We start from the raw sequence: 26,218 nt of genomic DNA, 5'->3' as shown, positions 1-26,218 counted from the left end.
CCCTCCCGCCATGCCTACCGAACAACGCGACTGGTACGACACGCCGCTCTACTACGACATCATCTTTGATGACGGCACCGTGGCAGAGGCAGACTTCCTCGAAGGTGCCTATCAAAAGCATGCATCACCAGCAAAGGGCCGCCGTCTCATCGAGCCCGCCTGCGGCAGTGGCCGACTAGCGCTCGAAATGGCCCGCCGCGGCTGGGAAGTCGCCGGCTTCGATGGGAATGCGAACATGATCGCCTTCGCCAAGGAACGCCTCGCCTCCGCAGGCCTGAAAGCACGACTCTGGGAAGACTGGATGCAGAGCTTCACCCTACCGCGTGGAGTCCGGGGCAGCTTCGACATGGCGCACTGCCTGGTCAGCACCTTCAAATACCTGCACACGGAAAAAGACGCCACCGAGTGCCTCCAACGCGTCGCAGACGCCCTGCGCACAGGCGGCCTATTCTTCCTGGGGCTGCATTTGACCAACTACGACGCCGGTAAAGAAGAGCACGAGCGCTGGGTCGCCCGCCGTGATCGCATCCAAGTCACCTGCAACACCCACACCTGGCCCGCCGACCGCAAACTGCGGCTCGAAAAACTCCGCACCCGCCTCCAGATCACCGACTCCGGCCGCCAGCACCTCCAGGAGACGCACTGGGAGTTCCGCACCTACGATGCCGCCCAGCTCCGCCGCCTCCTACGCCGCGTCCCCTCTCTCGAATTCGTCGAATGCTACGACTTCACCTACGACCTCAGTGATCCCCGCAAGCTCGACGACAGCTACGCCGATGTCCTCCTCGTCCTGCGAAAAACCGCCGCAGATCGCTAATGGGTCACGTTTCGGCCTCTGGGCGGATTTCGATCACCACGGGCGCATCGGGCAGGGTGTGGAGATCATCCGCTTTTTCGGCGCGGCGGTAGTGGATGCCCCATAGCTGTGCGAAGGGCTCAAAACTCGTCTCATGCCGGTTTTCGATGATTTGGCGGGCTCGATCCGGTAGATCGCGCAGGCTGGCGACGCGGCTGAAAATCTTCCCGCCACCATTGTGAATGATCACAATGCGGATGCGGCGATTTGCGGGCAATTGGGCCAGAATCCACGGCGCAGCTAGATCATACAGCGCAGAGAGATCCCCCACGATCATCCACGATTCATCCACATGATCCGCCGCGATGCCCAGGAAGGTCGAAATGAGCCCGTCGATGCCATTGGCTCCACGATTGGCGAAAAAATGCGTATCCGCTGCTGCCGGTATGCGATGCAGCATGTTCCATTCGCGGATGGGTAGGCTATTGCCAAGAAACACACGGCTTCTCGCTGGGATCGCCCGTTGTAGATGCAGCATCCAATCAAGCTCCGAGCCCGGCGAAGGCACTAAGAGTGGTATCTCTGGCCGTGTAGGTGCTCCGAGCGCCGTGCAGCGTATATCCGTGCCCCAACGCAGGGTGGTCACATTCTCCCGCCGCGCCAATCCTGGGAAAAAAGCCCGCGATAGGTTCGTGACCTGCACTTCGGGTCGATTCTCCAAATCACGCCACCAGCGCCAACTCGGCACCGCGCCAATGCGCAGCACCCGCCGCGCATCGAGCTGCTGGAGTGCTCTCTCGCCACCGAAAACGAGTTGCTCGTGCAACTCCGGGAAGAGGTGCAGATTCGCCGTGGCCTCCGCGACGATGGGCAGACCACTCGCTGCCAAAACGGGTGCGATGTGCGCTGCGTCACTCGCTGTCAGACCTGCCGCGAGCACCAGAGATGCATCCACGCTGGTTACGGTCGCTTCGGCGTCCTTTCGCTCCTCGTAGTCCTTTGACGACTCAAAGTCGATGCCTGCGGCTTCGCAGGTCAGTGGCTCATCCAGGCAGACATTGAGATGCAGCGGCATGTCTGACCATTCAGCGTGATCCGCGTCGTCTGAAGTCCGCGCATAGCTGCCAAAGAGCCCTACTTGCTCGATGGCTTGCGGAGCCCCACTGCCGCGAAATCGCTCGGGGCGATCCGCCGTGACCAAAACAAGCCTTTGCGCCTGATAATAGGCCTCGATGCAGGCTGGGAGCAGCTCCGCCGCCGCAGTGCCGCTGGTCGTCACGACAGCCACCGGCCTCCGCGTGACGCCGATACGCCCCAGCGCAAAAAAGGCCGCACAGCGCTCTTCAAAGAAGTGCCACAGCCGCACACTGCGACTCTCCGCCAGTGCAGCCACCAGTGGCGCATTCCGCGCCCCTGCGGCCACGCACACCTCACGCACACCGAGTGCCGCGAGCTTGCGCAGCGTGTCTTGCACCAGGTCACGCGGATTCATGGCGTGTTAGAACTTCAATTCCTCGCCAAAGATCATCCGTGCGGCCTGCGCCACGTCTTTGTCACCACGACCGCTGAGGTTGACGAGGATGATCTGGTCCTTTTTCATCGCAGGGGCCACTTTGCGCACCTCGGCGATGGCGTGGGAGCTCTCTAGTGCAGGGATGATGCCCTCCACGGAGCTGAGCTCCTGGAAGGCGGTCAGCGCCTCGGAGTCCGTGGCGTAGTTATACGTCACACGGCCCTGCTCGTGCAGGTAGGCATGCTCAGGACCGATCGCTGCGTAATCCAGACCGGCGCTGACACTGTGCGTGAGCTCGATCTGTCCGTCTGCATTGGCTAGCAGCCATGTCTTGGTGCCTTGGAGCACACCGAGTCGGCCACCCTGGAAGCGTGCAGCGTGTTTCTCTGGCAGGATGCCCTCCCCACCGGCCTCCACGCCTGTCATGCGCACGGACTCATCATTTAAAAACGGATGGAAAAGGCCGATGCTGTTGCTGCCGCCACCCACGCAGGCCACGAGTAGATCTGGCAGGCGGCCCTCACGCTCCAGGATCTGGCGGCGTGCCTCCACGCCGATGACGCGGTGAAAATCACGCACCATCATCGGGAAAGGATGGGAGCCCAGCGCGGAGCCCAGGATGTAGTGCGTGGAGCGCACATTCGTGACCCAATCACGCATCGCTTCATTCACCGCCTCTTTCAGCGTGGCCTGACCCGCCGTGACAGCCACGACTTTTGCCCCCAGGAAGCGCATGCGGGCGACATTCAGCGCCTGGCGCTCCATATCGACCTTCCCCATGTAAATCACGCACTCGAAGCCAAACCGAGCACACACCGTCGCGGTGGCCACGCCATGCTGCCCGGCACCTGTTTCCGCGATGATGCGTTTTTTGCCCAATCGGCGTGCCAGCAGGATCTGGCCCAGCGCATTGTTGATCTTATGCGCTCCTGTGTGGAGCAGGTCCTCACGCTTCAGGTAGATTTTCGCCCCACCGAGCTTCTCAGTCCATCGCTCTGCAAAGTAGAGCGGCGTGGGCCTGCCCACATACTCATGCAGCAGCCCATCGAGTTCTTTGTGAAAAGCGGGATCGGCCTTCGCCCTTTCATAGTGCTCCGTCAGCTCCGTCAGCGCGGCCATGAGTGTCTCAGGCACGAACATGCCACCATATTTGCCGAAATGGCCGTGGATGTCAGGTAGGGTAGGGATAGAGCGAGCGGACATGCGGACGGGGAAGGGTAGGGGAGACGGGGGAAGAGAGGAGATGAAAGAAGATAGAGGATAGAGGCAGACTTGCACCTTTCTGGCGCTATTGTCTATCCTGTCCCTCATCTTCTCTTATTGACCCCGTGGCTCGTTCGTTTGCCTTTTTTGACCTCGATCACACGCTGCTGCCTTTTGATACGCAGGCGTTGTTTTGCAACTACGTCCTGCACCGGCGGCCATGGCGGGTATGCCTGCATCTGCTGTTTCTGCCTTTTGCCCTAGGCCGCGCCTGCGGGCTGGTGAGCACTGAGACGGCCAAACGGGCCTTCAATGCCTACCTCTGGCGCATGCGTGACGAGGACCTGCGGCGGCTCGCCCACGAATTCGCCGCCACCGGCATCGAAAAATGGACCTACCCCGACCTGCGGGCAGAAATCCTCCGCCACCGGCATCAGGGCCGCGTTTTGGTGCTCAATACCGCCAGTCCAGACTTCTACGCGCATGAGATCGCCACCGTGCTGGGCTTTGATCACTGCGTCGCGACACGTTTCCCAAAGCATGAGCGCTTTCCCCTACTGCCCCGCCTTCCGTATGGGAACAACAAACGCGACGCCAAAATCACCGCCATGGTCGCAGACGTCCCCGGCGTGATGGAGCTCACCGACCGCGACCGCGCCGCCTGCTGGAGCTACAGCGACAGCCACGCGGACCTGCCATTGCTAGAGTTCACCGGCAATCCCATCGTCATCCACCCCACGCGGCGTCTGGAGCCCGTGGCGCAGCAGCGTAGCTGGCCCATCCTCCGCCCCGCCCGCCCCTACACCACCCGCCTGGGGAACATCCTCCGCATGGCCCGCCAAGTCTGCGGCCTGCACTCTGAATGAGTGCGCCCTTGCTCATCCGTCCCAGGCATCCTAAGATCACCCCCTCTCTTCCGAGAAACCCAGGCACCCGTAGCTCAGTGGACTAGAGCAGCGGATTTCTAATTGCAAATGAACCGTTTGCATGGATTTGCAGTGTGTTGCAATGCGTTGCAAATCAAGCATTCACAAGGCTTGGAGCGTTGCACGGTGTTGCGGTCAGTTGTGCTGTTTTGCGTGATTTTGGGACGCAAGTGTATAAAACACGGTATAAAAACCTGTGAGCTAAAAAACGGCAATCAGGCCATGTAGCCGTGCTTTTTCAGCCAGTCTCTCAAAGCTACGGCTACGATGTCCTGCTGAGTGAAAGGTTGTTGCCGTTGAATCTTTCTCTGCATGGATGCCGTCAAGAGCGCGGCGCTGATTTCAGGTTCAATGCGGGTGTTCAAGGACACCACTCCGGGCATGGAAAACCCCGCCAAGATGGGTGCTGGTGAAATGGGTGCCGCAATTTTTTGAGTGAAGTCGTCTTTCAATGCTGGTCGTGCCATAACGGGTTCCTCTTTTGTCGTGGTTGATTTTGGTTTGGGCGCTGGCTTTGAACGAGTCTTTGGCTTTGCCTTGGACGGCGTAGTCGAGCCCTTATCCATGAACGCTTGTTCTTCGGGAGTGAGCGCGTCATCAAGGGAGCGTCGTTTAACCACGGGTCATCTCCTTCGCGAGCTGCTGCATCTCGTGAGCCGCGAGAAGTGAAGATGCGCCCATTTGTGAGACCACCTTCGCCTGCCCTGCCGCATCCGCGAAACTCTGACGAAGCGAAAGCCCGGCGAGCAAAGGCACGCCAAGTTTCTTGGCGGCTTCCATCATTTCTCGACTCAAGCGGCCACGCTTTTGCAGTTTGTTGGGAATCAAAGCACCAGACGGTTTGCCCTTGCGGGTCTTCTGCGCTTCACGAAAAAGCTGCACAGCTTTGGAAGCAGCACGGAGATCGAGAATGGACGGTCCACACGGGAAGAAAACTTTGTCTGCACGAAGCATGATTGCTCGTGTTGTGGCTGAAAGCCCTGCGGGTCCGTCGATGACTACATCATCTGCATCGCTGGCGATTTTCGCCAGCCGATGAATTATCGCTTCCGGCGAATCAACCTGCTCAAGTTGAATGGGAAGTCCAAGTTCTTTGATCCACTGCGAGGCCGATGATTGCGGGTCGGCGTCAATGAAGATGACATTGCGCTTCTTTTTGGCGAGCCATGCCGCCAAGTGAACCGCTATGGTTGTCTTGCCAACACCGCCTTTTGAATTTGTGAGTCCGTAAATCATCCCTGCTCCGAACTGGAGAATAGAGGGTTGATTCAAAGCATGGTAAAAATGCGAACATCGTGATGTTCTGCGCTGCATTTTTCTGAGCGATGGTGGCATTCTAGCAACACAACTAGCTTGCTAGCTTGCAAGCAACCTTGCAGAATCTCATATCAATCGGCTGCGTTGTGTGTGAATCCACACTTTCAGCCGCATGGCAGGCGAGCCTCATTTATGGCTCGCTGCCTGCCAGCGGTGTTTAGATGTTTAATAAAGAAGGTTTAAGTAAGGTTTCAGGAAGCGAAGATGCCCAGTGAGACAGGCTTTGGAGCATGTTCCGGTCGCTGCTCTGACGATGCACGGTCGCTGGTCTGTCGATATGGTGGTCGCTGGTCTGACGATGGCTGGTCGGCGGTCTGTCGATGCGGTCGTTCCCTTGACGATACAAAGGGTTATTTGCCTGCCGCTAATTCCTGAGTCGATACCAAAAGGGTGAAAAGGTCGCTGCTCTGACGATATTGTTTTATAAAATCAGGTGTGCTATGCCGAAGGCATGGGCAGGAAGATTGAGGGAGGAATTAAAGAGCATCAGGATCTCACGCGGTTCACCGCTTCCTCTGCCGATGTGGCCCCTAAAGAGCAGATTGATTTGATGGCACGCTGCTGGTTCAGCCTAACTGCTGGGCGCACAGAGCCGATTCAACATGAGTATGTGGATGCGAAAACCGGACAGACCGAGACGGTCCGCATCAGTGGAAGCGCTGAACACGGCATCGCCACAATCCACGATCAAGACTTGCTCATCTTTGCTGTTTCGCAATGGATTGACGCGAAACGCATGGGGCTGGAACCTTCTCGAAGGATTCACTTCACCCCATATCAGTTCCTCGCATGGATCAATCGCGAACCTGGCGGCGGACAATATCAGCGTCTCAAGGATGCGCTGCACAGACTCAAGATGACCAGCATTCAGACAACGATTCGCTCTGAGTCCGGCAAACGCACGCGCAACCGCATCAGACAGTTTTCGTGGATTTCAGAATGGGAAATCACCGAAGAGAACGGAGAGATTCGAGGTGTAGAAGTGGTTCTTGCAGAATGGCTTTTGAAAGCGTGCAGGATTTCCATGTGCTCACGCTCGACAAACGGTATTTTGATATTCCTGGCAGCGTGGAGCGCTGGCTTTACCTCTACGCGAGAAAAGCAACCGGCGGTGTGAACGGCATGTGGAAAGAGACGTTCAAGAGCCTGTATCGGAAGTCAGCGTCACAACAGGAATACAAGCATTACGCCAGCGCACTCAGGAAGCTGGTGAAGAAAAACGAATTGCCTGGACTGCGACTTGAACAGACAAAATCAACCAGCGGTGACGACATGCTTTTGATGGAGCGCACTGCGAAACGCGAAGTGATCGAATCGAAAACCGAGAAACCTCAACCTGAGCAGATTGCGCTGATTGAAAAGACGCCTCTTGAGGAGGCTTGGGAAATCGTGCTCGAAGTGATGCGGAAACATCTCGGCGAAGCGGTCGTCAACTCGTGGCTTGCGAAGTTACGATTGAAAGGACTCGACGGAACCACCCTCACCTATCAAGCGCCGACGAAGTTCATCGGCGAGTGGGTCGAAACACACTACAGATTCAAGCTCATGGATGCCTGGCGGTCTGTGGGGCATCCCGTTGATGAAATCAAAATCGAGAGTGCCAAGCGCAAGCTAGCTGCCTGAGTCTCGGCGAAAAAACTCAATCGCATCATTCAATTCTGCCGCCCTCTGGTTGTTCTCGACTGATTCGTCGTTCGGATCGGGATGGCAGGTCTTCATCAGTGCCCGATAATTCTGCTCGGCCTGCTGCAAGCTGTATGGCGGCATCAGTCGCAGAACTTCTGCAAAGCGTTTTTCATCGTCGCCCTGCCCGCCTGCTCCGTTGGCACGCTGGCGCTTCTCACGAGGTTTGCGTCCCTTGCCGCTGGGTGCGGCGAACTGCGTTGCTGAAGGTCTGCCTTCCATCGTCTCCTCGGCATCGGAGAACACGTCCTCCTGTTTCTTGCGATGACGGAGCCTGATACCAGTAGTTGATGAACTCTTTGCACCACATCGCAATGGCGACAAAAAGGAGCCATTTGGAGAGTAATCGCTCTGCGAAAAAGCCCCGAAGAATCGTCGCCATGACAAGCACGATGAACGGCTCAATCCACAATTGGATTGCGACTGCGATTCGAGTGACGCCGCGAAATTGTTTCAATCCGGGGAGCCTGAGAATGTGGGACGTGCCGGAATAAAAATCGTGTTTTCCTGTCACCCTCGTTTCTCGTGTGAATGCGATAATCAGATGGGTGACATAGAGAATGACAGCACCGATGCCAAAACAACTGAGCGCCCAATAGGACTGCCAAGCGCCCTCCTCCGCCCATGCGTATATCGCGAAAAGGATGGTGGCCCACGAGAAGGCAAGGAAGACGCTTTTGGGGCTGAGAAAGGAAAAGCCGAATCCAGAGCGAAAATAGACAATCGCAGGGATTGCGAGCCAGTGAAGCACCGGGCTGACGATGGGAATCCTTGGCTGCGCGCCTGCTGTGTGGATTTGCCTATCCTTCATAATTCTGTGGGAAGACGTGGCGGATGAAGTTCTTGGTTACGTCCTTTTCTTTCACGGTGACGAGCCATCGCCTGCCCCCTTGGAAGATGATCGAATCGACTTGAAAATCGCATTCCGGTCCTCCAGTTCGCAGCATGGTGAACTCTTGGGGTTGCACCAAGTATTGAAGAATGAGACTGCCTCCGGCATTGTTCGAGCCGCCGCCAGCCTTTGCCATGGCTTCTGAAAGGCCGCCGTAAAAGCTTGCCTGTTGGGTCTTGCCGATGGATTCGGCGGACCAGTTGTTCGTGGTTGGGTCGCCGTTGGCGTGGAAAATCTTGGTCTGGAGGTTGCCAAGAAAGCTCTCGGCGTCGGATCGGGAGTTCTGGCCGCCGAAGGCAGAAAAGTAGCTGGGGAGATTCTGGGTCAGATAAACTGTGCAGGCTCGCGAACTGCGAGCTGTGCTTTGGAACAGTGCATCGTAGGAATTCACAAAAAACTGCGACTCGTCCGCCCAGAGGAAAACGGGGCGGATCGTCGCGTGAGATTCGGCTCGGCCGATGCCGGGGGGAATTCGCCGTTCCACCGCCCTCTGCCAAACGAATTTGAAAAGCACCTGGGCAAACTGCCCCAACTCGTTGAACTCCTTCACCGGCAGATTCAGAATGATGATCTTGCCGTTGAATGTATCTTCTGGGCCGAAGGTCAATTCAGAGCAGAACAGGTCGCGAAGCAGGCCACGCATGAAACAATCCGCCATGCTGGTGAAGGTCGAAACAATGACGGATCTGGTTTCGGGCGCGAGGTTCGGATACTCCTTGAGCCAGTAATCGCGGGTCAGCTCGAAGTCGGATTTTCGCTTCTTCTGCTCTGCCTTGGCTTCGGCGGCTTCGATCAGGGCGAAGCAAACCGAGCTGTCCTGCCAGTCTTTTGCGGTTGCCTCTTGGGCGCTTCTGGGGCGGTGGTGATGATGCGGTAGAGGGATGGCAGGCTCACATCATCAAGAGCAAGGATGGCGAGGTCGATGGAGTTGCGCAGGAGTTGTTTCAGGGTGCGCTGCCAATATGCGTCGTTCCCGCCTCCGCTGCTTTGTCCTTGTTTTCGCTCGGCGGCTTCGAGCACGCTGCAAAACAGGTTCACCAGATTTTCGGTGTGCCCTGCCCCCGTTCCTGGGCGCTTCAATTCGTAGCGCAGGAAGTTGAACTGGTGGGGAGCGCCTGGCTCGACAATGAGCAAATCTGACTCACGCTTGGTCGCCTTCGCCATCTGCTTCCAAGTGAGCACTTCATCGAGCTTGGCGGTCAAAACCAGTCCTCCCAGATTCGATTCCAAGAAACTTCGGGCGAGCGCCCGCCCGCTCCCCGATGATTTGCCGGAACCGGTTCCCCCGAAAATCTGCACTCCCTCAAAGGCGTCCTTCAGACACCAGAAGTTTTCAGGTCGCGGCTCCCTCCCCTTGCCCAGCTCCAGAATTGCCTCTTCATCATCCGGCCAGTCTCTCGCAGCGGAGTGACCGCCTCCTTTTTGGGGCTGTGGAGTGGGCTTGGTGAGGGAATAATCTTCCATGTGGGGCGGTCTGCTGAGGTGGCTAAAGGCTAGCCGGTAGGCGGCTCGCAGGCGAGCAAAAACCGTCCCTATGCACTGCATAGGGCAGATGTCTGAATGTCATATTGCAATGTTGCTAGCAAGCTAGCTCGCACGCAAGAAAGACGGCACGCAAGGCGGCAAGACTGCTTGGAAACTGACTTGCTCGCATGTCCGCAAGCTCGATGGCTTGCATGGCTGTTTGCTCGCTGGCAAGGATGATTGAAAGCTGGCTTTTTTGCTGGCAAGCAGGCAAGATTTGCCCATGTCCCGACGAAACTTGGGTGCCGTCCCAAACTGTGATACAATCATTTTATGCTCAGGGTAGTGGCTCACAAAAGTGCGGCTGCTGCCCGCCAATACTACACGGAAGGTCTCAAACGTGAGGACTACTACACCGAGAAACAGGAGGTAGTGGGCAACTGGCATGGCAAAGCCGCCGAACGGATGGGGCTGTCAGGAAACGTCACCAGTGATGCGTTTGCCGCACTGGTTGAGAACCGGCATCCGGTAGATGGCGGGAGGCTGACGCCCCATACCAAGTCGGACAGAATCGTCGGCTACGACCTCAACTTTCACGCGCCAAAAAGTCTCTCGGTTCTGTATGCGATGACGTTGGACAAAGGCGTCCTGAAAGCGTTCCGGCAGGCGGTTCAGGAAACAATGGTGGAGATCGAAGAGAGCACAGCGACGCGGGTGCGAAAGCGCGGGGAGTCGAGCAATCGGGTGACGGGGAATCTGGCGTGGGCGGAGTTCGTTCACTTCACGGCGCGTCCGGTCGGGGGGATTCAGACCCGCATTTGCATCGTCCACTGCTTCGCCTTTCAATGCCACTTTCGACGGGGAGGAGAAGCGCTGGAAGGCGGCGAAGTTTCGCGACATCAAACGGAACGCACCCTACAGCGAAGCGGCGTTTCATTCCCGTCTGGCGGTGGCGCTTGCGGCGCAAGGATATTCCATCCAGCGGACAAAGCAGGGCTGGGAAATCAAGGGGATGCCTGCCAGTGTGCTTGCCAAGTTTTCAAGGCGCACCGCTCAAATCGAGCGGCTGGCGCATGAAAAAGGCATCACGGACCCGAAAGAAAAGGAGACGTTGGGGGCGCTGACTCGTGAGGGCAAGCGGCACGGTCTGACCTTCACGGACCTCATGGCGGCTTGGAGCGTCCGGCTAACCGATGAGGAAAAAGTCACCATCTCGAAGGTTTGCTATGACAAGGATCAGCCTCGCGGGGCGAGGGTGACGGCTTCCGAAGCGGTGGATTACGCCCTCGCCAAGCTGTTTGAAAAACAGTCGGTCGTGGAGCGGGGGAGGATTCTCGCGGAGGCGATGCGCTATGGCATCGGCAACACGACACCGCAGTCGATCAAATCTGAGTTTGAAAAGAGGGCGCTGATCGGGCGGCTGGTCGGGGAAGAACATCTCTGCACGACAATTGACGTGCTGGCTGAGGAAGTGGCACTCATCAGCTTCGCCCGTGTGGGTCGCAATTCAGCGATGCCGCTCGGCGGACGCGGCAAGATGAACCTGGGGGCGATGCTTTCAGATGAACAGCGGGCGGCGGTGAAGCATATCCTGACGACTCGTGACCAAGTGATTGCGCTTCGTGGAGGGGCTGGGGTCGGCAAGACAACGCTGATGAAAGAGGCGGTCGCCGCTATTGAGGCGAGGGGTAAAGTTTTCGCCTTCGCTCCCTCGGCGTCTGCGTCTCGTGAGACACTGCGCGAAGCCGGTTTTGAGGTGCTGAAACGGTGGCTCACCTGCTGACAAACTTGAAGATGCGAAAGCAGGTTCGGGGGCAGGTCATCTGGATTGACGAAGCAGGGCTGCTTGGGGTGCGCGAGATGTGGCGGATCATGGAGATTGCCGGCAATGGAACGCGGGTGATTTTGACTGGAGACACGGCGCAACATGCGCCGGTCGCCCGTGGCGATGCCTTCCGGCTGCTTCAACAACATGCGGGACTGCGGATCGCCGAAGTGACGCTGATTCGCAGGCAGGAGCTTGAGGATTACAAACAGGCGATTGAGGCTCTGAGCAAAGGAGACTGCGAACGGGCTTGAGGAGGCGGGACAAGCTGGGAGCTTTTGTCGAGATCGCCGATGAAGCGGATCGTTACCGGCAGCTTGCGAGTGATTTCCTCGCGCTGTCGAAGCGCGGGGATGTCCCGCTGGTGGTGTCTCCAACCCATGCGGAGAGCGCGAAAGTGACAGATGCGATTCGGGGAGCGAAACGGGACGCCAAGTTGTTGGGGCCGGAGCGGCAGTTCATCCAGTTTCAGAACTTGCAGTGGGAGGAAGCGGCGAGGGCGCTTCCTGAAAACTATGCTCCTGGGCAGGTCGTCCAGTATCATCAAAACGCCAAGGGGGTGAAGCGCGGTGAAATCCTGCGAGTTCTCGGCCATGATGCCAATGGCGGGGTGCAGGTCGAAAGCGATGGAGGCAGTGCCAAAATCCTCTCCATGAAGGATGCGCAGAAGTTCCAAGTGTTTGAGCGGAGGGAGATTTCGCTGGGCAAGGGGGACCGCATTCGCATCACGCGAAACGGCGAGAGCGCGGACGGTAAGCGTCTGAACAATGGCAATCTGTTCAGTGTCGAGAAATTCGACAAAAAGGGGAGGATTGTCTTGAACACGGGGGCGGTTCTCGACAAAGATCACGGACACTTTGCCCACGGGTATTGTCAGACTTCGCACTCCTCCCAGAGCAAGAGCGTCCGGCATGTCCTGGTCGCGCAAAGTGAGTCGTCGTTTGTTGCCAGTTCCAGAGAACAGTTTTATGTCTCGTGCAGCCGTGGGAAGGAAACCATTCACATTTACACCGACAACCGCCGAGGTCTTCAAGAGGCGGTCGGAAACTCGTCAACCCGCATGGCAGGTGTCGAGCTGGCAGAACTGAATCAGAAAGAAATTGCCGCGATGACCACCGAACATGGATCAAAACAATGGCGCGATGCGATTCAGAGCCGTCGTGGTTTGGACGAATCCAAATCCTGGGTGAAGACGGTGGCAAAGCAGCGCCAGCAAGATCCGCTCAAAAAGGGCACGGGAGCAAACTGGAAGGGCTATGTCGAGATGCGGCGCAATCTCGCGGGGCCGGATGGCAAGAGCCGGTCGAAGGGGCATCCGTTGGGCAAGAATAAAGGTGGGCAGCCGCGCGGGCGAACCTTGCCGAAAACCAATCTGCATTCTGCTCCTTTCCGTGAGAAGATGCTCGCACTTCACGAAGCGAAGAAGGGAGTTGAGGACAAAGTATTGTCCGCGCCCGACAAAGCCAAAGCGGAGCCAGATAAACCCGCTGAAAATCGCAAGGTCGAGCAGCCTGCCAAGCCGGTTCAAGAACCGCGCAAAGGCGGGGCTGACTCGAAACAGCAAGAGGCGAGTCTCAAGCAGCAAGCGTTGCCACAACAGTCGAACACGCGAAAAAACTGGGCGGCGAACATGTATCAGTCGGCAACGAGCCACTTCAACAAAGTGGCGGACAAGGTCAAGGGTCAGGGCAAAGACCATCAGGCCGGCAAAACTCAAGGTCAGCAAGCGAACCAGTCAATGCAGCACAAGCAGGGGCAGGGTGCGCAGCGGCAGGTCAAAATGGGTAACACTCAAATCAAGCCGTTGCAGCAAAACAACATACCTCAAATTGCGGATCATGCCGCGAAGCAAAAACCGATTGATGCTGGTGCCGCTGCTCAGAAACAGGCAGCATTGCAGCACAAAATACAGGCACAGCAATTGCCTCCACCGCCGCCACCGGCACCAAGGAAGTGATAATTTATGGGACAAGACCGAATCGACGAAATTCTTGAACAGAAACGCAAAAAGGCTGACAAGCCTGCGGATGGCTCGTTGCAACCGGATGGAGACAAGTTCTTCTCGATTCTGGTTGGTGAGTCGATGCAGGAACACTTCCTTGAACTGCAATTCAGCACCGGGCTGCAAACATGCTTCAGCTACACCGATTTGATTTGGTTCAATCATGATCCAGAGAGCGGCTGCATCGACCTCGCTTTCGGCGGATTTCTTGTAACGATCAAAGGCCGTGGTCTTCAACCTCTTTTCACCGGCATCAAACAGAAGCGCGTTGCGTGGGTGAAGGAAGCCGATTCCGAAATGCAGGACCACAAGGGCAATGACTGCTTCGTGGAGGGCATAGAGATCAACTGGCCGAAAGACTTTGTGGAAGAAGCGACAACCGAGACTCCCCAAGAATAGACTCACCACATCATGTTTAAGTGGCGCTTCATTAAGCAGTTCCCGAAGATCGCGCTGGTCTTGGGAGTGTTGGTGGTCAGCACCGGATTGTTTGGCTTCTGGTGGTATTTCCAGCGCTCTCGGACACACAAAGCTGCGGTCGTTGCCAATGACGATGTGAAAAAGAAAATCGAGGAAGTCGCCGTCGCGATTCCTTCAATGGAGGGCAATTTGCTAGTCGCCGACGGTGACTTGTATCACCTCGACTCGGGGAAGCTGATGCTCAAGAGCTGGTTCAAGGAAGGGATGCCCTTGAAGCTCTTCCTTGATGCTGAGAACAGCAAGTTGATTGCCCGCTATGACAAGGGGCTGGTGCGGTTCAATCTTGATGGCAAGAGGGATGCCGCCCTCAGTGGCCGCTACGGCTTGGCGGTCAACGAAACGATGGATTCCGCGTTGTTCGTGAAGGACAAGGACATCTGGAAAGCGGAAATTGATTTGCGTGGCTTCAAACTGGCAAACGAGCAAAGGGTCACTTCAACGGCAGCATTCATGGAGCAGTTCTTCGTGGAAAACATCATCTTGAAAACTGACAAGATGCTGATTGTGCGAAATATGAATCAACTGCTTCGCGTCGATCTGGTGACGGAGAAGCAACTTCGACGCGAATCCCTCTGACTGGCTTGAAGAATCAGCGGTCGCCGGACGGTGCAATTTTGGTCGGCGGAATCACCGAGCGTGGAGGCCAGAAATTTTTCGCTTATGATGTCGAGAAGGATGAGGCAAAGACTTTCGGTCTTGAGGCCAGAATGAAAGTCACTGAGTTCGCCTGGATGAATCAGAATACATGCGCCTACTTGATTGCCGGTGTTGGGCTTGGCGTCTATGACCGCGAGAAGCAGGAGATTCGGCAACTGGGGCAATTACCGATTCAGTGCCAAGAAATGAGCAACCCATCGCCAAGCGGCAGGTTCATCTTTTGCAGCAGCTTCAAAGGCGTTGTGCTGGCGGACGTGGTGAGCGGCAAGGTGGAAGCGCTTTCCAATCCGGCGCAAGCTTACGAGTGGATTGATGATGAGACACTGCTGCTGGCGCGTGATGTGCCGGACACGAATCAGCGCGGAAGCTGGCTCAAGAAAAATGGACAGGAAGAGGTGAGGGTGAGCACTGAACCCTACTCTTTCGCAAGGCGTGGAGCTGGGGCGAGTGTGCTGCCAATTAAAGAGGCTGGAATCGTTTTCTTTGCGACACGGGGCGGCTTGTTCAAGATGAAGCTGGGCGAGACTGAAGCAAAGATGTTTGCGCCGCTTTCAAAGCCGCTGACGCGCTTCGTCTATATCGAGAAGTGGAAGCATTGACCGACTTCGCTTCGCGAAGTCAATAGCCGCCGAGAGGCGGCAACTACAGGGACGGGCAGGGCGGGGACTTCCAATAGTATTCGCAGAGCGAGCGAAAGAGAGCGGCGCTTCTGGTTCATGGCATTGGATCGGGCGGCGTGGCTGCTTACGCCATCAGAGGGCGCGGCGGTGTCGCTGCGGCAATCGCAGCGTTGAGCCGTTTGGAAACTGCGGAAAGTGAAGGATGCACATCGCATATCTTTTGAAGTTCTAGGATGGCAAACTTTGCAGCGTCTAGCAGGTCGGGTGCGCCGCGGAACAAATCGCGAGTCATCAGCAACGCATACTCGGAATCAATATCCGGTGTGAAGTCGATCATTTGCTCGATGCATTCCATCGATTCTGCGTGCCCTGAATAAAGGGGCGTTTCATAATCAGTGGCTTGATTGTTGGTGTTGTCGTTCATGGCTCTGTCTCCTTTTTATGTTGGGCTGCGCCTCTCGCTGCCTGATGGCAAAGCAAAACAAAGTCCCTTCAAGCCGAAGCGAAGCGAACCGGTCACAGCCGAAAATTGGGGGAGACCTTCAGGGGGCGCAGGGCGCACCCTCCGAAGGTCGGGAGACTGCCAGATTGACGGCAACGCTGCCCTGATTTACGCCCCTATCGGGGCAATGCCTCAAGGTGAAGATGCAACTTCCGGTCATGAGCCATATTGCAGGATAGTGAGACGGCGCGGCGGTAGCTGAGGCAGTGATAAACCTTGCCTTGTGGTTTCCGGTTCTGCGATTCGATCACGGCAACACGCCAAGCGGCGCGGGGCTTGCCTTCGATTCTGACGGCTCCGGCGTGGGGTCCGGGTGACTTTGACAAGTGAGTTCATGGTCTGCGCTTTTAGCGGGTGCGTTTAGAGATGATGCCGCGCACGGTCGCGGCGACGGTTTCGAGCGGCTGGCGCATGGGGTCGCCAGTCCAGCCAAGGCACGCGACGCGGATAGCGAGCTGGTTTTCCAGCTCGTCAAATTCCGCATCGGTGAGGTCTGCCGATTCGATCAGCTCGGCATCAGAGAGGGCAAGCAAGGTGCTCATGGCAGAACCTCCGGCTGAATGTTCAAGATGTAGTTGGCTGCCTTCTGCGCCTGTGATGCAGCGCGGACAATCCAGCCTTTGGCGTCCTTGCCTTTGAGGGCATCAATCCAGCTTTGCAGGTAAGCTGCGGAGTTGCTGAGTTCGTCCTCCATGATGCCGGCGTGAGCGTTCAGGAATGAGGCGCCCATTTCTGCAACCAGTTCTTCCTCTGCATAGACTTTGCGAGCGGTGTCGCCTGCGGCATCAATGCCCTTGTTCTCAAGCAGGGACTTCCGGGCAAGGCGTGAGGCGTGACCGGTGCTGTGACTCAGTTCGTGAAAGAGGGTGGAATAATAGGCTTCCTCACTGTCGAAAAAGCCGCGCTCAGGCATGTGAACGCTGTCAGTCTTGGGCCGATAGCAGGGAACCGCGTTCCCGTCATGGATGGCGGGAGCGTTGGGCATCGCTGCGACGATCTCGCGGGCGCGGTCGGTCTTCTGCGTGATGGAAAGCTCCGGGCAGATTATCGGGCTGCGGAAATTCGATGCCTTCGATCTGCGAAGCATGAAACACGGTGTAAGCCTTCAAAAAGCGGCGCGTCTCTGCTTCCTCGACTGCCGCCTGCTCGTCCCTCCTTCGTGTAGGTGCCGTATTTCACGACAAGGGAACCGTGCTCACCTTTGCGGTTGTATCCGCCAAGCACCTTGGCCTGAATGAAGGACAGGCAGAAAGGCGATGTAAAGCGCAGGCTTCCAAGCAAAAAGACGTTAATGCCCTGATAGGCTCTGTTGGTTGCGAAGTTGCGGGGAAAACCAACCTTCGAGAAGTTTGGCGATTTCCAAGGGACAACCCCTGATTCAAGCTGCGTGATGATGCGGTCTGTGACCTGTTCGTAGATGTCTGGTTTCATGTATGTTTCCTCCTGTTGCGGGTTTGCGCAAAGCACTCGGGCGCGCGCAAAACATGACGACCAAACCGCCGTAGGACGGGACGGCAGTCACAGGGAGGCTCCGAAGGAGGGGCATCCCCGAAGTCCCGCAGCGAGGCACGAGAGAGGACAATTTGGGGAAACCTTTGGATGCCCTTGACGGCACGAACGTCCGGGAGGCATCAGAGCCGACAAGCGAGGCACAAGCGGTCGGCGTAATTCACCGCCGCAAGGCGGGAAGATTCACACGGAAGAAGCCGGTAGCGCAGCGGAGGGTCAGGCTGTAGCGCAGCGTCCGGCTTTCTTCGGTGTTCAGTATCGTGGCAGGTAGTGACGTGGTTTGGCTCGCCGCGCCTTGACACTTCAAGGCTTGCTGAAGGCGTGACGAACGGCGTCACGCGGCAGGCGAGGGCGTTACGGGAAACGTCCCGTTAGAATGGGTAGCGCCGCACGAAGTAGGCGCGAGGGAAAGACATTTCCCTCCACCAGATTTCATCACCATTGTCTTCAATCACAAAATCCAATAGTATGAAAAACATCGCATGGAACTGACACAAAACCTCAAAGCACTCCTGCAAGAAATTGGAGAATCATCGGCACTGCTTCAGCTTTGCATGAGACTGCACGGCAACGCGAATTGGCGAGTATATCGCAACTACGCAGAACATGGCTGCGATCTGGTGTTGGTTGGTCTGAACAAGCAGATAAAAATCGAAGTGAAGACACGACAGAATGTCATCAAGACAAGAGAGGGACGGAACACGCTTCATTTCACCCTGACGGCTTCAGAGCGTGAATCAGCTCAGTTTGTGATTGCTTACTGGTTTGACAGGTCTGCCTACTTCATCATTCCGACGACGGATTTGATTCCGGCAAAGAGCGGCCCCAAAACCCTCTACAAATTTATTGCCTACTATTCAAACGTGAAGGGCGATTTCACAGAGCACTCCAAGAAGTATCACGAGGCGTGGCATTATATTCTTGATCTGACTGGCGAGATGTGATGGCGAGGGGAAGCGGCTCAGGCGAGGCTTCGCCTGCGGATGCTTAATTGATTTCAAGCCTGCGCAGAAACGCGCTTCCCCGCCCTGTAGGGCGGGCATTTCAAAAGCGGACGGAACCGCAGCCGATGCAAAGACTGGCGACAAGAAAGGTGGGCGAAGGGGGGGCAAAGTGGTCGCTGTCTTGCATGGCGGAGGTTTGGTCCAAGGGGAAGGCGGGGAGCAAGCTGGCCGTTGGGCGGTGAGTGGAGGGCTTGTCCCGACTGAGCCGACGAATGGCGGGATTGCTCGTGGTGGCAGTGCGGAGCGGATTCGCGAGCGCGTTACGGGACACCTCCCGTTAGAAAGGGTAGCGCCCCACGAAGTAGGCGCGGGGGAAAGTCCTTTCCCCACGGGTGAAGCTGAAATCAGAGAATCAGGAATTAGCAGAGAAAACCCGCCCAAGTTTCCTTGGGCGGGCAGGCTGCCTGGCTAGTATTCGCTGGGCAGCATGATGACCTTGTCTGTGAAGTAGAAGGCGATCTCTTCGAGCGGAAAGTCTGTGAATTCGATGTGCTTCATGAAGCGGATATTTGAATCGCCATCATCACAGGTGAGCGTAGCAGAATGGTCAGGATTGACCTTCAGTTTCCAGACTTGGAATGCTTCTGCGGCAACTTGGCCGATGGATTGAGCGAAAGCGATTTCATCGAGGAGCCAATAGGCTCCGCCGCTTTCGGCGACGTGTTTCGCGCCGTCGGTGTAGAGCACGTTTCGTGCGATGCCGTGGCGATACCATTGTTCGGTGCCGGTGAACTGGCTGAGGTCTTCTTTCGTGAGTGTTTTCTGCGTCATAATATTGCTCCTGTTTGTGTTTACACCCCACTGCGGGGGCGACGGTGCAAAGGCGGGGACCATTAGGCTGGCGGTCATGCCCCCAACACGGGAGCGAGAGCGAATGGAGCGGGCCGGGGGTTGACGGCCAGACGGTTTCCGCCATAACCGAGCCATCCCCTGCGGTGTGGTCAAAACAAGGAGCTGCGCAGAATCACGAAGCGATGCCGACCAGTGAACCCGAACAGGTAAGACGGTGGCAAGTCAGACACCGAAAGGCTGGAATGCCGGTGCGGAGCGACGGGCGTTGCGGGGTGTCCCCGCTTGAATGGGTAGCGCCGCACGAAGTAGAAGCGAAGGGAAAGACATTTCCCTTTGAATGTGATATTGAAGAAATCAGAGAGGGTGAAAGTGAACAAACTGTTGCTCACGGACGCTGTGGTGGACATGCAGACTCGAATTCGGTATATGGAGTGAAGGGAGAAACCAAATGGCTGCTGTCCCTTGTCTTGACGAAACACATCTTGAAGCACTCTGCGAAGTGCTGGGGGAAACGAGTGGAGGTCTGACAGGCTCGGAAATCGGTCGTTATCTTCAACAGTGTGGAATTCCAGACCCATCTCCAAATCTCACGAAGAGGTATCGCCTTTTAGAAGCCCTGCGGGAGAAACAGAGGCAGGATCGGTGCGCGAACAACGTGTTCGCCTTCATCAAGAAGGTAATGAACCCGGTGCTATATCATGCGATGCCAGATTACTACCCTACATTTCGATCACGGCTTAACACCCCGCTGGCATTCTGCGGGTATCAGGTCAATGAGCGCGGGGAAATTGTCCCGGTTTCGGCAGCGCAAACGTTAACGGAAGCCGAGGAGAGGGGCTGACAGACTTCAAAGCGAACTGCGGAGGCGTCAGGTGCATCCTGACGTGCTCAAATTTTGTCGCAGCGAATTGCTCCAGCAAAACTATTTCCATGCAGTGCTGGAAGCCACAAAAAGTGTTTCTGAGAAGATCCGTGCGAAAACCGGCTTACCTGGAGATGGGGGTGATCTTGCCTCGAAAGCATTTTCGCTTGGGCAAGTTGGAATGCCATTTCTTGCCTTCAATTCGTTGCAGAATGACACCGAAAAAAGCGAGCAGTCTGGCTTGATGAATTTGTTCATCGGGATGTTTGGTGCTTTCCGAAATGTGACAGCTCACGGCGCGAAGATTTCATGGAACATCAGTGAAACAGATGCCCTCGATTTGTTGACGCTCGTCTCACTGCTGCATCGTCGGCTGGATAGCGCGGTGCGCACCCCGAGAACATGAGCGGCCAGAGTCGCCGCAGATGGTGACTGAGGGGAAAATTACGGCTTGGTAGTGATGTAAAGATGGTAGCGGGTGCTCTTCAAAGCGCCGGTGCGAACGAGCGCATTCATCTCCACCAAGTGTTGCAGGTCACGGGTTGCGGTAGCACGGGATGTCCCGGTGATTCGGATGTAGTTCTCGGCACTGAGCCCCCCCTTGAAGCCCTCCGGCCCTTCACGCATCATACGCGCAATCACCTTGTCCTGGCGTTCATTGAACCGGCTGCGGAAGCGGTCGTAGAACTTGGTCTTGGCGATGATGAAATCCACCATGCACTGCGCCTGCGCCTGCGCTTCTATGACTGTCTTGGCGAAGTAAACCAGCCAAGCCGTGATCTCATTGTGCTTGTTGCTGCACTCAAGCGTCTCGTAGTAGTGCCTGCGAGCGCGGTTGATGGTCTGCGAGAGGGCAATCAATGTGGCTTGCCCAAGCCCTTCGGATATGACTTTTTCGGCGACGGCGCTGCCAACCCGCCCGTTGCCATCCTCGAAGGGATGCACGCACACGAAATACAAATGCGCGATGCCTGCGCGGGTCAAAATGGGAAGCGGCGATTTGCCGCCTGGGGCAGTGCGGATGAACCACTGCACGAAGCGTTCCATTTCCGCAGGAATGTATTTTGAAGGTGGCGCTTCAAAATGGACCTTCGGGGCATGGAGCGGCCCTGACACCACCTGCATTGCGCTCTCGTGAGTGCGGTAGCGACCAACGTCTTTGATGTCGCGGCGTCCGTTCATCAACAGTTGATGCCAGTGAAACAGCAACTCGTTTGAGAGCGGCTTGTCGAACTGGCGGTAAAGCTCCACCATCATCTGCGCGATGCCCTGCTCGGCGGGTGGAATTTTGCGGTTGTCGGTCGTGAGGCCGAAGTTGCGGCGGATGGATGATTGCAGGCTGTCGCGGTTCAAAATTTCGCCCTCGATCTCGGACGTGTTGAACGCTTCGTCGCCCATGAGTTCAACGGTGAGCTGCTGGCGGTCGTCGTCGGAGACGTGCTTGACGGCACCTATGAAGACGCCGGATTGCCGGAGGAATTCATCCTCCAGAGCGTCCAGCTTCGTGCTGTCGTAGCGAAATCGCGGCCAGTCTTCCTGTTGCCAATTCCAGGTGGGTATGTGCGGCATGATGTAAAGCTCCTCTGTTTATACCTCACAATCATCTCATATTTTGAGCTATAAATCTAGCTTTTATTGCTCAAGCAGGTTCTCAAGAAAGCCTGCTACAAGATTGGAGTCGAGCTTTTGCTCCGCAGTCGCCTGTCCTTGCTGAAATCTTTGGGGTCTATTTTTTGAATCGGAGGGCGCAGACTCCAGCCCTCAAGCTGGGTCCGAAACCAACGTCTGCCCGCCATTTGTCGAAACTCGCGCAAGGTCCAATTGAATTTGCACTTTCCTGTGCGGAGTCCGCACCCACAGGGGCAGGGAAGCTTGTTCGCACGACGCTTTTTCATGCCTAAAAGCAGAAGAGCCTCGCGCACCTGATACGGATTTTTGAGCCTAAAAATGTTGATGTAGTCCGCCAACATTCCAGGGCTGCCATGTGCCAACTCGCCGAAAAGCAACGGTCCTCCATGGATCAGTTTATGAGAAATGGCGTAAAGATACGGGATGAGGCAGTGCTCTGCGAAGCCGACGAGAGTTGGTGAGCGCGCAAGTTTTTTTAGCAACCCGATTGGCGAACCGAGACAGAGCGAGCCGTCAGTTTTGTTCACATGGAAGGTGTCGTCATCCCTGGGAATGCGTCCCCCGATCTAGGTTACTTTGGGTAAGTCTTTTGGAAAGGCGGGCGGGATCTCGACACGCAAAGCGAAGGAATCCTGGATTTCACCGGCGGCTTCGTGGTTCGCCACGAAGCTAAAATCGCCTTTAATCAAAGTGGATGTTCCCGTAGATGGCCGCAAAGCCATCTTTGGGTAATCATGTAAAAACTCAGATAGGCCATTGATGTTTCTTCTTCCCATCAGCTAACAGGCCATCCAAGGTTTTGCGGGTGCCTGAATGGAATGAACCTTTGGCGTTGTCACCACATTGACTGAAGAAATGCCGAGCGCATCACGGACGTTTGCCTCATTGAGGTTTGTCGCAAACTTGGATGAGGCTTGCTCAAGGATGACCTTTGTATCGTGGGCGTTTTGTAGGATGTTGAAATCCACCCGTGCTTGGTGGAGCCAATCCCCAAAATTCTTCTCCAGATTGAGGTGCCGGTATTTGGGGTCATACCACTTGTCGGCAAAATCTTCTGACGGGTTGACGGGGTTGGGCACACGAGGCTTGTTCGGTAGGACGTAGTTGCCCATGTCCGTCAGGATTCTTTCCAACGCTGTTGCAACATCCTGCTCGCCGCGATATGCCGCCGCCGCGAGAGTGGTGAGGATAATTGAAATGGGCTGCCCATCAGGTTCATCCGAAAACATCACGTCGCGGTGACGCTTTAGAATCTTGACGGACTGTTGAAGAGGCGAATTCCATTTGCGCGCAGGAAGATCGTCAACTCTGCGACCTTTGCCATGAATGCGTGTTCTTGCAGCAGCTCCGGCGCGAGTTTCATTCGCGATTCAAACCAGAGGGCATAGCCCTCGGAATTACTGATGCGCCAATTGGGGGTGATTTTATCGTAATCAGGATGGCGATTGTCGGTAATTGCACCCGCGTGGCTCGCCACGCTTTGAGCAAGCGTGTCCAGCGAGCCTGCCTTAACCATTGCCTCTTTGAGGAATCTTTGCTGCTGTTGGTCTTGGGGGATGGATGGCACGGCGTCCAAATGGAAACTGAGTTCGTCAGCGTATTGCAAACGCCAGCAACGATGTTTTTCCTCCAACTTGCTCTCAATCTGTCTTGCCTTGCGGTAAGCTTCAAGGTCGAGGCCGACGATGGACTTGAGCTGTTTTTGCGTGTGAATTGCTTTGCTGATGCCCGTGCGCAATCGCGAGCCTAGATCGAGGTCATATTCCGCGTCTTCATGAAGTGGTCTTACGACCGTCCCAAATCGGAATGAGCCTTGTGGGTAGATGTGAGGACTGAATTTATAGCAGTGTGATTCCGGCCTGTTGAGCCACTCGCCCAGGTCTTTGTAACGGGCTTCCGCTTTGTCATAGGCTGATGGTGGAATTTCGAGGGTCTTCGCGATTTCCGCGATGATGTGGTTGATGCTTCTGTTACTCATGGCTGTGTCCGATGGTTAAGGTTTTGATGAATCCGTTGTGCTTGTTATTTTGGTCGAAGAGCACCCAAGGCAGTTCTGCTTTAGGCATTCGGATGCGGCCAAGCTCGACAGCACAGGCGACGGGCATGGCGGGGAAAATTGGTAATTCAGTCGCGGAAGGGTGGGCTGATTTGATAGCCACCATGAGCTTTCGCGTTGCTTCGCGAAACATTGCCAACTGTGCTTCTGATTTCAGAAAATCGTTGTGGGGGTCTGCAATTGTCAACTCCCAGATTGAATGCTCTCCTTGCAGAACATTTGTGATTCTGTCGTGAGCGATGCGGGCGCTCAGGGAAATGATGAGAACGGGCTGGCCGGACGTGCTGGCCGGCTGATTGATGATGAAGTTGCAGTTCTCGGGGTGAGGCTGCCACTCCCATGTTTTTGGTTCTCTGTGAAGTTGGAAAACATTCGCGGGCACCTTTTCAGTGAACAAGGAGCCAAGCAGGATTAGCAACGGCTGGGGGCAAGCGTGAAAATCGAAAAGTGGTTTGGTTTTGCATCCTCAACTCGGGTTCGGATTTGCTGAGCAAATTCTGTTCTCAGAGGCGCTGCCTCGGCACTCCAAAACTCAGGTGTGCTATCATCGAGGGCAGAAGTCATTGAGAGATTGACGGACCTCTCATCGGCGGGGTTCCAGTTCGGGAACATGGCTTGAATGGCGGCGTCGTTTTGAAGCGGGGAAAGCTCTGAGCCGATTCGCGCACCGTAAAGAACGACGTGCGATTTTTTGCTGGGGAAGATTCCGGTCACTACTCGGATTCTTGTCTCGTGCTCCTCTTTCCACTGTTTGAGTAGCGCGGCTGAGTAGCGCTTGCCGCCTTTGTCCTGGTCAATGGTCTTGTGGCAATCATGACAGACCAGCATGAGATTTCGGATGTCATTCAAGCCCTTTGGTTTGAGTTTGAAGGGGCCCCAACCGCGCGGACCGTCTTCGGAGAAAGAGTAGATGTGAGCCATTTCGGCCACATTCACCTTTTCCTGCGTTACTGGAGACTTGTAGAGAAGGCGGTTGCAATCGCTGAACTGGCAACGGGCGGCGGCGCGGCCCCACAGCTCACGCTCGACCTTCGGATTGATTTTTCTGCTAACCTCCTTAGCCATTTTCAAATAATCCGTCGGGTTAGCTCGTTCGCAATCGCCCTGAGTGGACCTGAGCAGTCACACGTTCCTCTGAAATGTATCACAGCGGACATTGATTGAGGGAAAGCAGATTGTCGTTCCAGTCTCCATCTGCGTGGGTGCGCAAATATGCGGGCCTGCCAGTCGGGCGCACGACACCGACGTTTGAGCGCTTGCCATTGTGAGGATCAATGACGAAAAAGTATTGGTCTTGTCGTCAATGCTGATAAATGACCGCTTCGCGGGTCCATTTCCATCCAGCGGCCGGATTTCCAACATGAGTGATGTGCTCGTGGGGACTCTGCGGATTTGTTTTGGTGATACATGTAATCTGGGCGTCTGCCATAAATTATTTCCTTCCTTGGGTTGGAGCATTCTGCTGCCATTTCGAGGACGATTCTAGCATATAAAGTTGCCGATGCAATCTTTATTTGTATGTTTGCACCGCAAACATGTTTTTACTGTTGACATTGGAGAGAAGTCCAGTTATCCTTCTGGCATGGATGAGAAATGAAGAATGCACCACAGCAAGCGATGTTTTATCATAGGCTCGGACAAAATATCCGAAAATGTCGTAAACGGCACAAGCTCTCTCAAGATGCTTTAGCCAAACTGATCGGCCTGACTCGCACTTCACTCACCAACATTGAAAGCGGTCGGCAGCATCCTCCTCTGCATACGTTCTGTGATATCGTCGAGCAATTGAAGGTTGACGTGTTGGAATTGCTTCCGCGTGCTATTGCCGCAACAGAACCAGTCGATGTGAAGGCGATGGTCGGAATGCAATTGCGTGGAGACAAGGAACTAGCGTTCATTGAAAGCGGCATTGGCATCAAAACAGGAGGATCAAATGGCAATTCGTAAAAGAAGAATTGAAGCAATGGTCGAAGCCTTGCTTGCTGAGAGCAATATCGTTGAGGCTCCAGTTGGGGTTTCACGGATAGCCAAGGCTAAAGGCGCGCGAATCTTTGTCGATGCGCTCGAAGGTGACTTGTCAGGCTTTCTATATCGCGACAAAGCGCAATCTGTTATCGGTGTCAATACACGCCATTCCGCAGCGCGGCAGAACTTCACAATTTCGCATGAACTCGGCCATTTGCTTCTCCATGATCAGGAGCAGCTACATGTCGATCATGAATTCCGCGTTCGACTGAGAAATGACGTGTCGAGTCAGGGAACAGATGAAGCAGAGCAAGAAGCCAATTTCTTCGCGGCGTCACTACTTATGCCGAGAGAATTTCTGAAAAAGGATTTGGAGAACGAAGAGTATGTCGATCTTTTGGATGATGATTTCCTGCATGGTCTCGCCCGCAAATATGGTGTGAGCACTCAGGCTCTCGTCAACCGACTCAAGAATCTAGGCTACATCCAAGAATGAGGGCCGGGGTCAATTCGCGCCGTAG

General features: G+C 55.6%; 28 protein-coding genes and 4 pseudogenes. 15 read left to right on the top strand and 17 right to left on the bottom strand.

Features of this window, described 5'->3' with window-relative positions; translation table 11 throughout:
- Positions 1 to 10: 10 nt before the first annotated feature.
- Positions 11 to 817 carry a class I SAM-dependent methyltransferase gene (locus IPK32_06080; GenBank protein ID MBK8091550.1) on the top strand — a complete coding sequence of 269 codons (807 nt, stop codon included), beginning with the start codon at positions 11 to 13 and terminating at the stop codon, positions 815 to 817.
- A 4-nt stretch (positions 818 to 821) separates the two neighbouring features.
- Here IPK32_06080 and IPK32_06075 read toward each other — a convergent pair whose 3' ends face one another.
- Both IPK32_06075 and trpB read right to left on the bottom strand, forming a co-directional pair.
- Positions 822 to 2,288: a hypothetical protein gene (locus IPK32_06075; GenBank protein ID MBK8091549.1), complete on the bottom strand. Its 1,467-nt coding sequence runs from the start codon at positions 2,286 to 2,288 to the stop codon at positions 822 to 824.
- A gap of 6 nt (positions 2,289 to 2,294) precedes the next feature.
- Positions 2,295 to 3,512: a tryptophan synthase subunit beta gene (gene trpB, locus IPK32_06070; protein MBK8091548.1), complete on the bottom strand. Its 1,218-nt coding sequence runs from the start codon at positions 3,510 to 3,512 to the stop codon at positions 2,295 to 2,297.
- A gap of 125 nt (positions 3,513 to 3,637) precedes the next feature.
- On the opposite strand from trpB, the gene IPK32_06065 reads away from it, so the two are divergent.
- Positions 3,638 to 4,378 (top strand): haloacid dehalogenase-like hydrolase, encoded by a 741-nt coding sequence (locus IPK32_06065; GenBank protein ID MBK8091547.1) that lies wholly within the window; start codon positions 3,638 to 3,640, stop codon positions 4,376 to 4,378.
- Between the two features lie 275 nt (positions 4,379 to 4,653).
- On the opposite strand, the gene IPK32_06060 is transcribed toward IPK32_06065, so the two are convergent.
- Together IPK32_06060 and IPK32_06055 are read right to left on the bottom strand one after the other, a co-directional pair.
- Positions 4,654 to 5,058, bottom strand: coding sequence for a hypothetical protein (locus tag IPK32_06060; protein MBK8091546.1), 405 nt, complete (start codon positions 5,056 to 5,058; stop codon positions 4,654 to 4,656).
- On the bottom strand, positions 5,051 to 5,674 hold the full coding sequence (locus tag IPK32_06055; GenBank protein ID MBK8091545.1) for a ParA family protein: 624 nt from the start codon (positions 5,672 to 5,674) through the stop codon (positions 5,051 to 5,053). The genes IPK32_06060 and IPK32_06055 overlap by 8 nt, the downstream gene beginning before the upstream one ends.
- A 604-nt stretch (positions 5,675 to 6,278) precedes the next feature.
- Here IPK32_06055 and IPK32_06050 point away from each other — a divergent pair.
- Both IPK32_06050 and IPK32_06045 read left to right on the top strand, forming a co-directional pair.
- Positions 6,279 to 6,872, top strand: coding sequence for a replication initiator protein A (locus IPK32_06050; protein MBK8091544.1), 594 nt, complete (start codon positions 6,279 to 6,281; stop codon positions 6,870 to 6,872).
- On the top strand, positions 6,782 to 7,378 hold the full coding sequence (locus tag IPK32_06045; GenBank protein MBK8091543.1) for a replication initiator protein A: 597 nt from the start codon (positions 6,782 to 6,784) through the stop codon (positions 7,376 to 7,378). Before IPK32_06050 ends, IPK32_06045 begins: the two co-directional genes overlap by 91 nt.
- On the opposite strand, the gene IPK32_06040 is transcribed toward IPK32_06045, so the two are convergent.
- The 3 genes from IPK32_06040 to IPK32_06030 all read right to left on the bottom strand — a co-directional run bounded on the left by IPK32_06040 (position 7,367) and on the right by IPK32_06030 (position 9,794).
- A complete protein-coding gene (locus IPK32_06040; protein MBK8091542.1) occupies positions 7,367 to 7,684 on the bottom strand; it encodes a J domain-containing protein in 318 nt (105 codons plus the stop codon). The genes IPK32_06045 and IPK32_06040 overlap by 12 nt on opposite strands.
- 554 nt (positions 7,685 to 8,238) lie before the next feature.
- Positions 8,239 to 8,973, bottom strand: coding sequence for a TraM recognition domain-containing protein (locus IPK32_06035; GenBank protein MBK8091541.1), 735 nt, complete (start codon positions 8,971 to 8,973; stop codon positions 8,239 to 8,241).
- A gap of 149 nt (positions 8,974 to 9,122) precedes the next feature.
- On the bottom strand, positions 9,123 to 9,794 hold the full coding sequence (locus tag IPK32_06030; GenBank protein ID MBK8091540.1) for a hypothetical protein: 672 nt from the start codon (positions 9,792 to 9,794) through the stop codon (positions 9,123 to 9,125).
- 345 nt (positions 9,795 to 10,139) lie between these two features.
- On the opposite strand from IPK32_06030, the gene IPK32_06025 reads away from it, so the two are divergent.
- Genes IPK32_06025 through IPK32_05995 form a run of 7 tightly spaced genes read left to right on the top strand, consistent with a single transcriptional unit; the run spans position 10,140 to position 15,357 of the window.
- A complete protein-coding gene (locus IPK32_06025; GenBank protein MBK8091539.1) occupies positions 10,140 to 10,871 on the top strand; it encodes a relaxase domain-containing protein in 732 nt (243 codons plus the stop codon).
- The gene (locus tag IPK32_06020; GenBank protein ID MBK8091538.1) at positions 10,807 to 11,577 is read left to right on the top strand and encodes an AAA family ATPase; all 771 of its coding nucleotides are present in this window, start codon (positions 10,807 to 10,809) and stop codon (positions 11,575 to 11,577) included. The genes IPK32_06025 and IPK32_06020 overlap by 65 nt, the downstream gene beginning before the upstream one ends.
- A complete protein-coding gene (locus IPK32_06015; protein ID MBK8091537.1) occupies positions 11,562 to 11,873 on the top strand; it encodes an AAA family ATPase in 312 nt (103 codons plus the stop codon). The genes IPK32_06020 and IPK32_06015 overlap by 16 nt, the downstream gene beginning before the upstream one ends.
- Complete coding sequence (locus IPK32_06010; protein MBK8091536.1) at positions 11,870 to 13,576, top strand: hypothetical protein; 1,707 nt, start codon at positions 11,870 to 11,872, stop codon at positions 13,574 to 13,576. The genes IPK32_06015 and IPK32_06010 overlap by 4 nt, the downstream gene beginning before the upstream one ends.
- A 6-nt stretch (positions 13,577 to 13,582) precedes the next feature.
- Positions 13,583 to 14,020 (top strand): hypothetical protein, encoded by a 438-nt coding sequence (locus tag IPK32_06005; protein ID MBK8091535.1) that lies wholly within the window; start codon positions 13,583 to 13,585, stop codon positions 14,018 to 14,020.
- A gap of 12 nt (positions 14,021 to 14,032) precedes the next feature.
- Positions 14,033 to 14,677: a hypothetical protein gene (locus IPK32_06000; protein MBK8091534.1), complete on the top strand. Its 645-nt coding sequence runs from the start codon at positions 14,033 to 14,035 to the stop codon at positions 14,675 to 14,677.
- 5 nt (positions 14,678 to 14,682) lie between these two features.
- Entirely contained in the window at positions 14,683 to 15,357 is a 675-nt protein-coding gene (locus IPK32_05995) for a hypothetical protein (protein MBK8091533.1), read from the top strand.
- Between the two features lie 145 nt (positions 15,358 to 15,502).
- Here IPK32_05995 and IPK32_05990 read toward each other — a convergent pair whose 3' ends face one another.
- The 4 genes from IPK32_05990 to IPK32_05975 form a co-directional block, all read right to left on the bottom strand.
- Complete coding sequence (locus tag IPK32_05990; GenBank protein MBK8091532.1) at positions 15,503 to 15,802, bottom strand: hypothetical protein; 300 nt, start codon at positions 15,800 to 15,802, stop codon at positions 15,503 to 15,505.
- A 425-nt stretch (positions 15,803 to 16,227) separates the two neighbouring features.
- The gene (locus tag IPK32_05985) at positions 16,228 to 16,422 is read right to left on the bottom strand and encodes a hypothetical protein (GenBank protein MBK8091531.1); all 195 of its coding nucleotides are present in this window, start codon (positions 16,420 to 16,422) and stop codon (positions 16,228 to 16,230) included.
- Complete coding sequence (locus IPK32_05980) at positions 16,419 to 16,967, bottom strand: hypothetical protein (GenBank protein ID MBK8091530.1); 549 nt, start codon at positions 16,965 to 16,967, stop codon at positions 16,419 to 16,421. Before IPK32_05980 ends, IPK32_05985 begins: the two co-directional genes overlap by 4 nt.
- Positions 16,925 to 17,311: an ArdC family protein gene (locus IPK32_05975; protein ID MBK8091529.1), complete on the bottom strand. Its 387-nt coding sequence runs from the start codon at positions 17,309 to 17,311 to the stop codon at positions 16,925 to 16,927. Before IPK32_05975 ends, IPK32_05980 begins: the two co-directional genes overlap by 43 nt.
- 560 nt (positions 17,312 to 17,871) lie before the next feature.
- Here IPK32_05975 and IPK32_05970 point away from each other — a divergent pair.
- The gene (locus IPK32_05970; GenBank protein MBK8091528.1) at positions 17,872 to 18,333 is read left to right on the top strand and encodes a hypothetical protein; all 462 of its coding nucleotides are present in this window, start codon (positions 17,872 to 17,874) and stop codon (positions 18,331 to 18,333) included.
- Positions 18,334 to 18,801: 468 nt separating this feature from the next.
- On the opposite strand, the gene IPK32_05965 is transcribed toward IPK32_05970, so the two are convergent.
- On the bottom strand, positions 18,802 to 19,164 hold the full coding sequence (locus IPK32_05965; protein MBK8091527.1) for a hypothetical protein: 363 nt from the start codon (positions 19,162 to 19,164) through the stop codon (positions 18,802 to 18,804).
- 469 nt (positions 19,165 to 19,633) lie between these two features.
- On the opposite strand from IPK32_05965, the pseudogene IPK32_05960 reads away from it, so the two are divergent.
- A pseudogene (locus IPK32_05960) lies at positions 19,634 to 20,453 on the top strand (TIGR02391 family protein).
- 38 nt (positions 20,454 to 20,491) lie between these two features.
- Here IPK32_05960 and IPK32_05955 read toward each other — a convergent pair.
- From IPK32_05955 to IPK32_05935, 5 genes and pseudogenes are all read right to left on the bottom strand, one after another.
- A complete protein-coding gene (locus IPK32_05955; GenBank protein MBK8091526.1) occupies positions 20,492 to 21,616 on the bottom strand; it encodes a Fic family protein in 1,125 nt (374 codons plus the stop codon).
- A 95-nt stretch (positions 21,617 to 21,711) separates the two neighbouring features.
- Positions 21,712 to 22,203, bottom strand: a complete 492-nt coding sequence (locus tag IPK32_05950; GenBank protein ID MBK8091525.1) for a hypothetical protein — start codon at positions 22,201 to 22,203, stop codon at positions 21,712 to 21,714.
- Between the two features lie 252 nt (positions 22,204 to 22,455).
- Positions 22,456 to 23,654: pseudogene (locus IPK32_05945) on the bottom strand (nucleotidyltransferase).
- Positions 23,647 to 24,797 (bottom strand): annotated as a pseudogene (locus IPK32_05940) (SAVED domain-containing protein). The pseudogenes IPK32_05945 and IPK32_05940 overlap by 8 nt, the downstream one beginning before the upstream one ends.
- 79 nt (positions 24,798 to 24,876) lie before the next feature.
- Positions 24,877 to 25,161, bottom strand: a pseudogene (locus IPK32_05935) (DUF3892 domain-containing protein).
- A gap of 164 nt (positions 25,162 to 25,325) precedes the next feature.
- Here IPK32_05935 and IPK32_05930 point away from each other — a divergent pair.
- A complete protein-coding gene (locus IPK32_05930; GenBank protein ID MBK8091524.1) occupies positions 25,326 to 25,679 on the top strand; it encodes a helix-turn-helix transcriptional regulator in 354 nt (117 codons plus the stop codon).
- Positions 25,666 to 26,193: an ImmA/IrrE family metallo-endopeptidase gene (locus tag IPK32_05925; protein MBK8091523.1), complete on the top strand. Its 528-nt coding sequence runs from the start codon at positions 25,666 to 25,668 to the stop codon at positions 26,191 to 26,193. The genes IPK32_05930 and IPK32_05925 overlap by 14 nt, the downstream gene beginning before the upstream one ends.
- Positions 26,194 to 26,218 lie beyond the last annotated feature (25 nt).

It is taken from the genome of Verrucomicrobiaceae bacterium, from assembly GCA_016713035.1.
Taxonomy (GTDB): Bacteria; Verrucomicrobiota; Verrucomicrobiia; order Verrucomicrobiales; family Verrucomicrobiaceae; genus Prosthecobacter.
This window is presented reverse-complemented; position numbering and strand designations above follow the sequence as displayed.

Excerpts from the sequence above, each read along its gene's own strand:
- IPK32_06000 (MBK8091534.1), top strand. The coding sequence starts at position 14,033 with ATGTTTAAGTGGCGCTTCATTAAGCAGTTCCCGAAGATCGCGCTGGTC.
- IPK32_06005 (MBK8091535.1), top strand. The coding sequence starts at position 13,583 with ATGGGACAAGACCGAATCGACGAAATTCTTGAACAGAAACGCAAAAAG.
- IPK32_05970 (MBK8091528.1), top strand. The coding sequence starts at position 17,872 with ATGGAACTGACACAAAACCTCAAAGCACTCCTGCAAGAAATTGGAGAA.
- IPK32_05955 (MBK8091526.1), bottom strand. The coding sequence starts at position 21,616 with ATGCCGCACATACCCACCTGGAATTGGCAACAGGAAGACTGGCCGCGA.
- IPK32_06075 (MBK8091549.1), bottom strand. The coding sequence starts at position 2,288 with ATGAATCCGCGTGACCTGGTGCAAGACACGCTGCGCAAGCTCGCGGCA.
- IPK32_06055 (MBK8091545.1), bottom strand. The coding sequence starts at position 5,674 with ATGATTTACGGACTCACAAATTCAAAAGGCGGTGTTGGCAAGACAACC.
- IPK32_05965 (MBK8091527.1), bottom strand. The coding sequence starts at position 19,164 with ATGACGCAGAAAACACTCACGAAAGAAGACCTCAGCCAGTTCACCGGC.
- IPK32_06035 (MBK8091541.1), bottom strand. The coding sequence starts at position 8,973 with ATGCGTGGCCTGCTTCGCGACCTGTTCTGCTCTGAATTGACCTTCGGC.
- IPK32_05975 (MBK8091529.1), bottom strand. The coding sequence starts at position 17,311 with ATGAAACCAGACATCTACGAACAGGTCACAGACCGCATCATCACGCAG.
- IPK32_05990 (MBK8091532.1), bottom strand. The coding sequence starts at position 15,802 with ATGAACGACAACACCAACAATCAAGCCACTGATTATGAAACGCCCCTT.
- IPK32_06030 (MBK8091540.1), bottom strand. The coding sequence starts at position 9,794 with ATGGAAGATTATTCCCTCACCAAGCCCACTCCACAGCCCCAAAAAGGA.
- IPK32_06080 (MBK8091550.1), top strand. The coding sequence starts at position 11 with ATGCCTACCGAACAACGCGACTGGTACGACACGCCGCTCTACTACGAC.
- IPK32_05985 (MBK8091531.1), bottom strand. The coding sequence starts at position 16,422 with ATGAGCACCTTGCTTGCCCTCTCTGATGCCGAGCTGATCGAATCGGCA.
- IPK32_05930 (MBK8091524.1), top strand. The coding sequence starts at position 25,326 with ATGAAGAATGCACCACAGCAAGCGATGTTTTATCATAGGCTCGGACAA.
- IPK32_05980 (MBK8091530.1), bottom strand. The coding sequence starts at position 16,967 with ATGCTTCGCAGATCGAAGGCATCGAATTTCCGCAGCCCGATAATCTGC.
- IPK32_06020 (MBK8091538.1), top strand. The coding sequence starts at position 10,807 with ATGCCTGCCAGTGTGCTTGCCAAGTTTTCAAGGCGCACCGCTCAAATC.
- IPK32_05925 (MBK8091523.1), top strand. The coding sequence starts at position 25,666 with ATGGCAATTCGTAAAAGAAGAATTGAAGCAATGGTCGAAGCCTTGCTT.
- trpB (MBK8091548.1), bottom strand. The coding sequence starts at position 3,512 with ATGTCCGCTCGCTCTATCCCTACCCTACCTGACATCCACGGCCATTTC.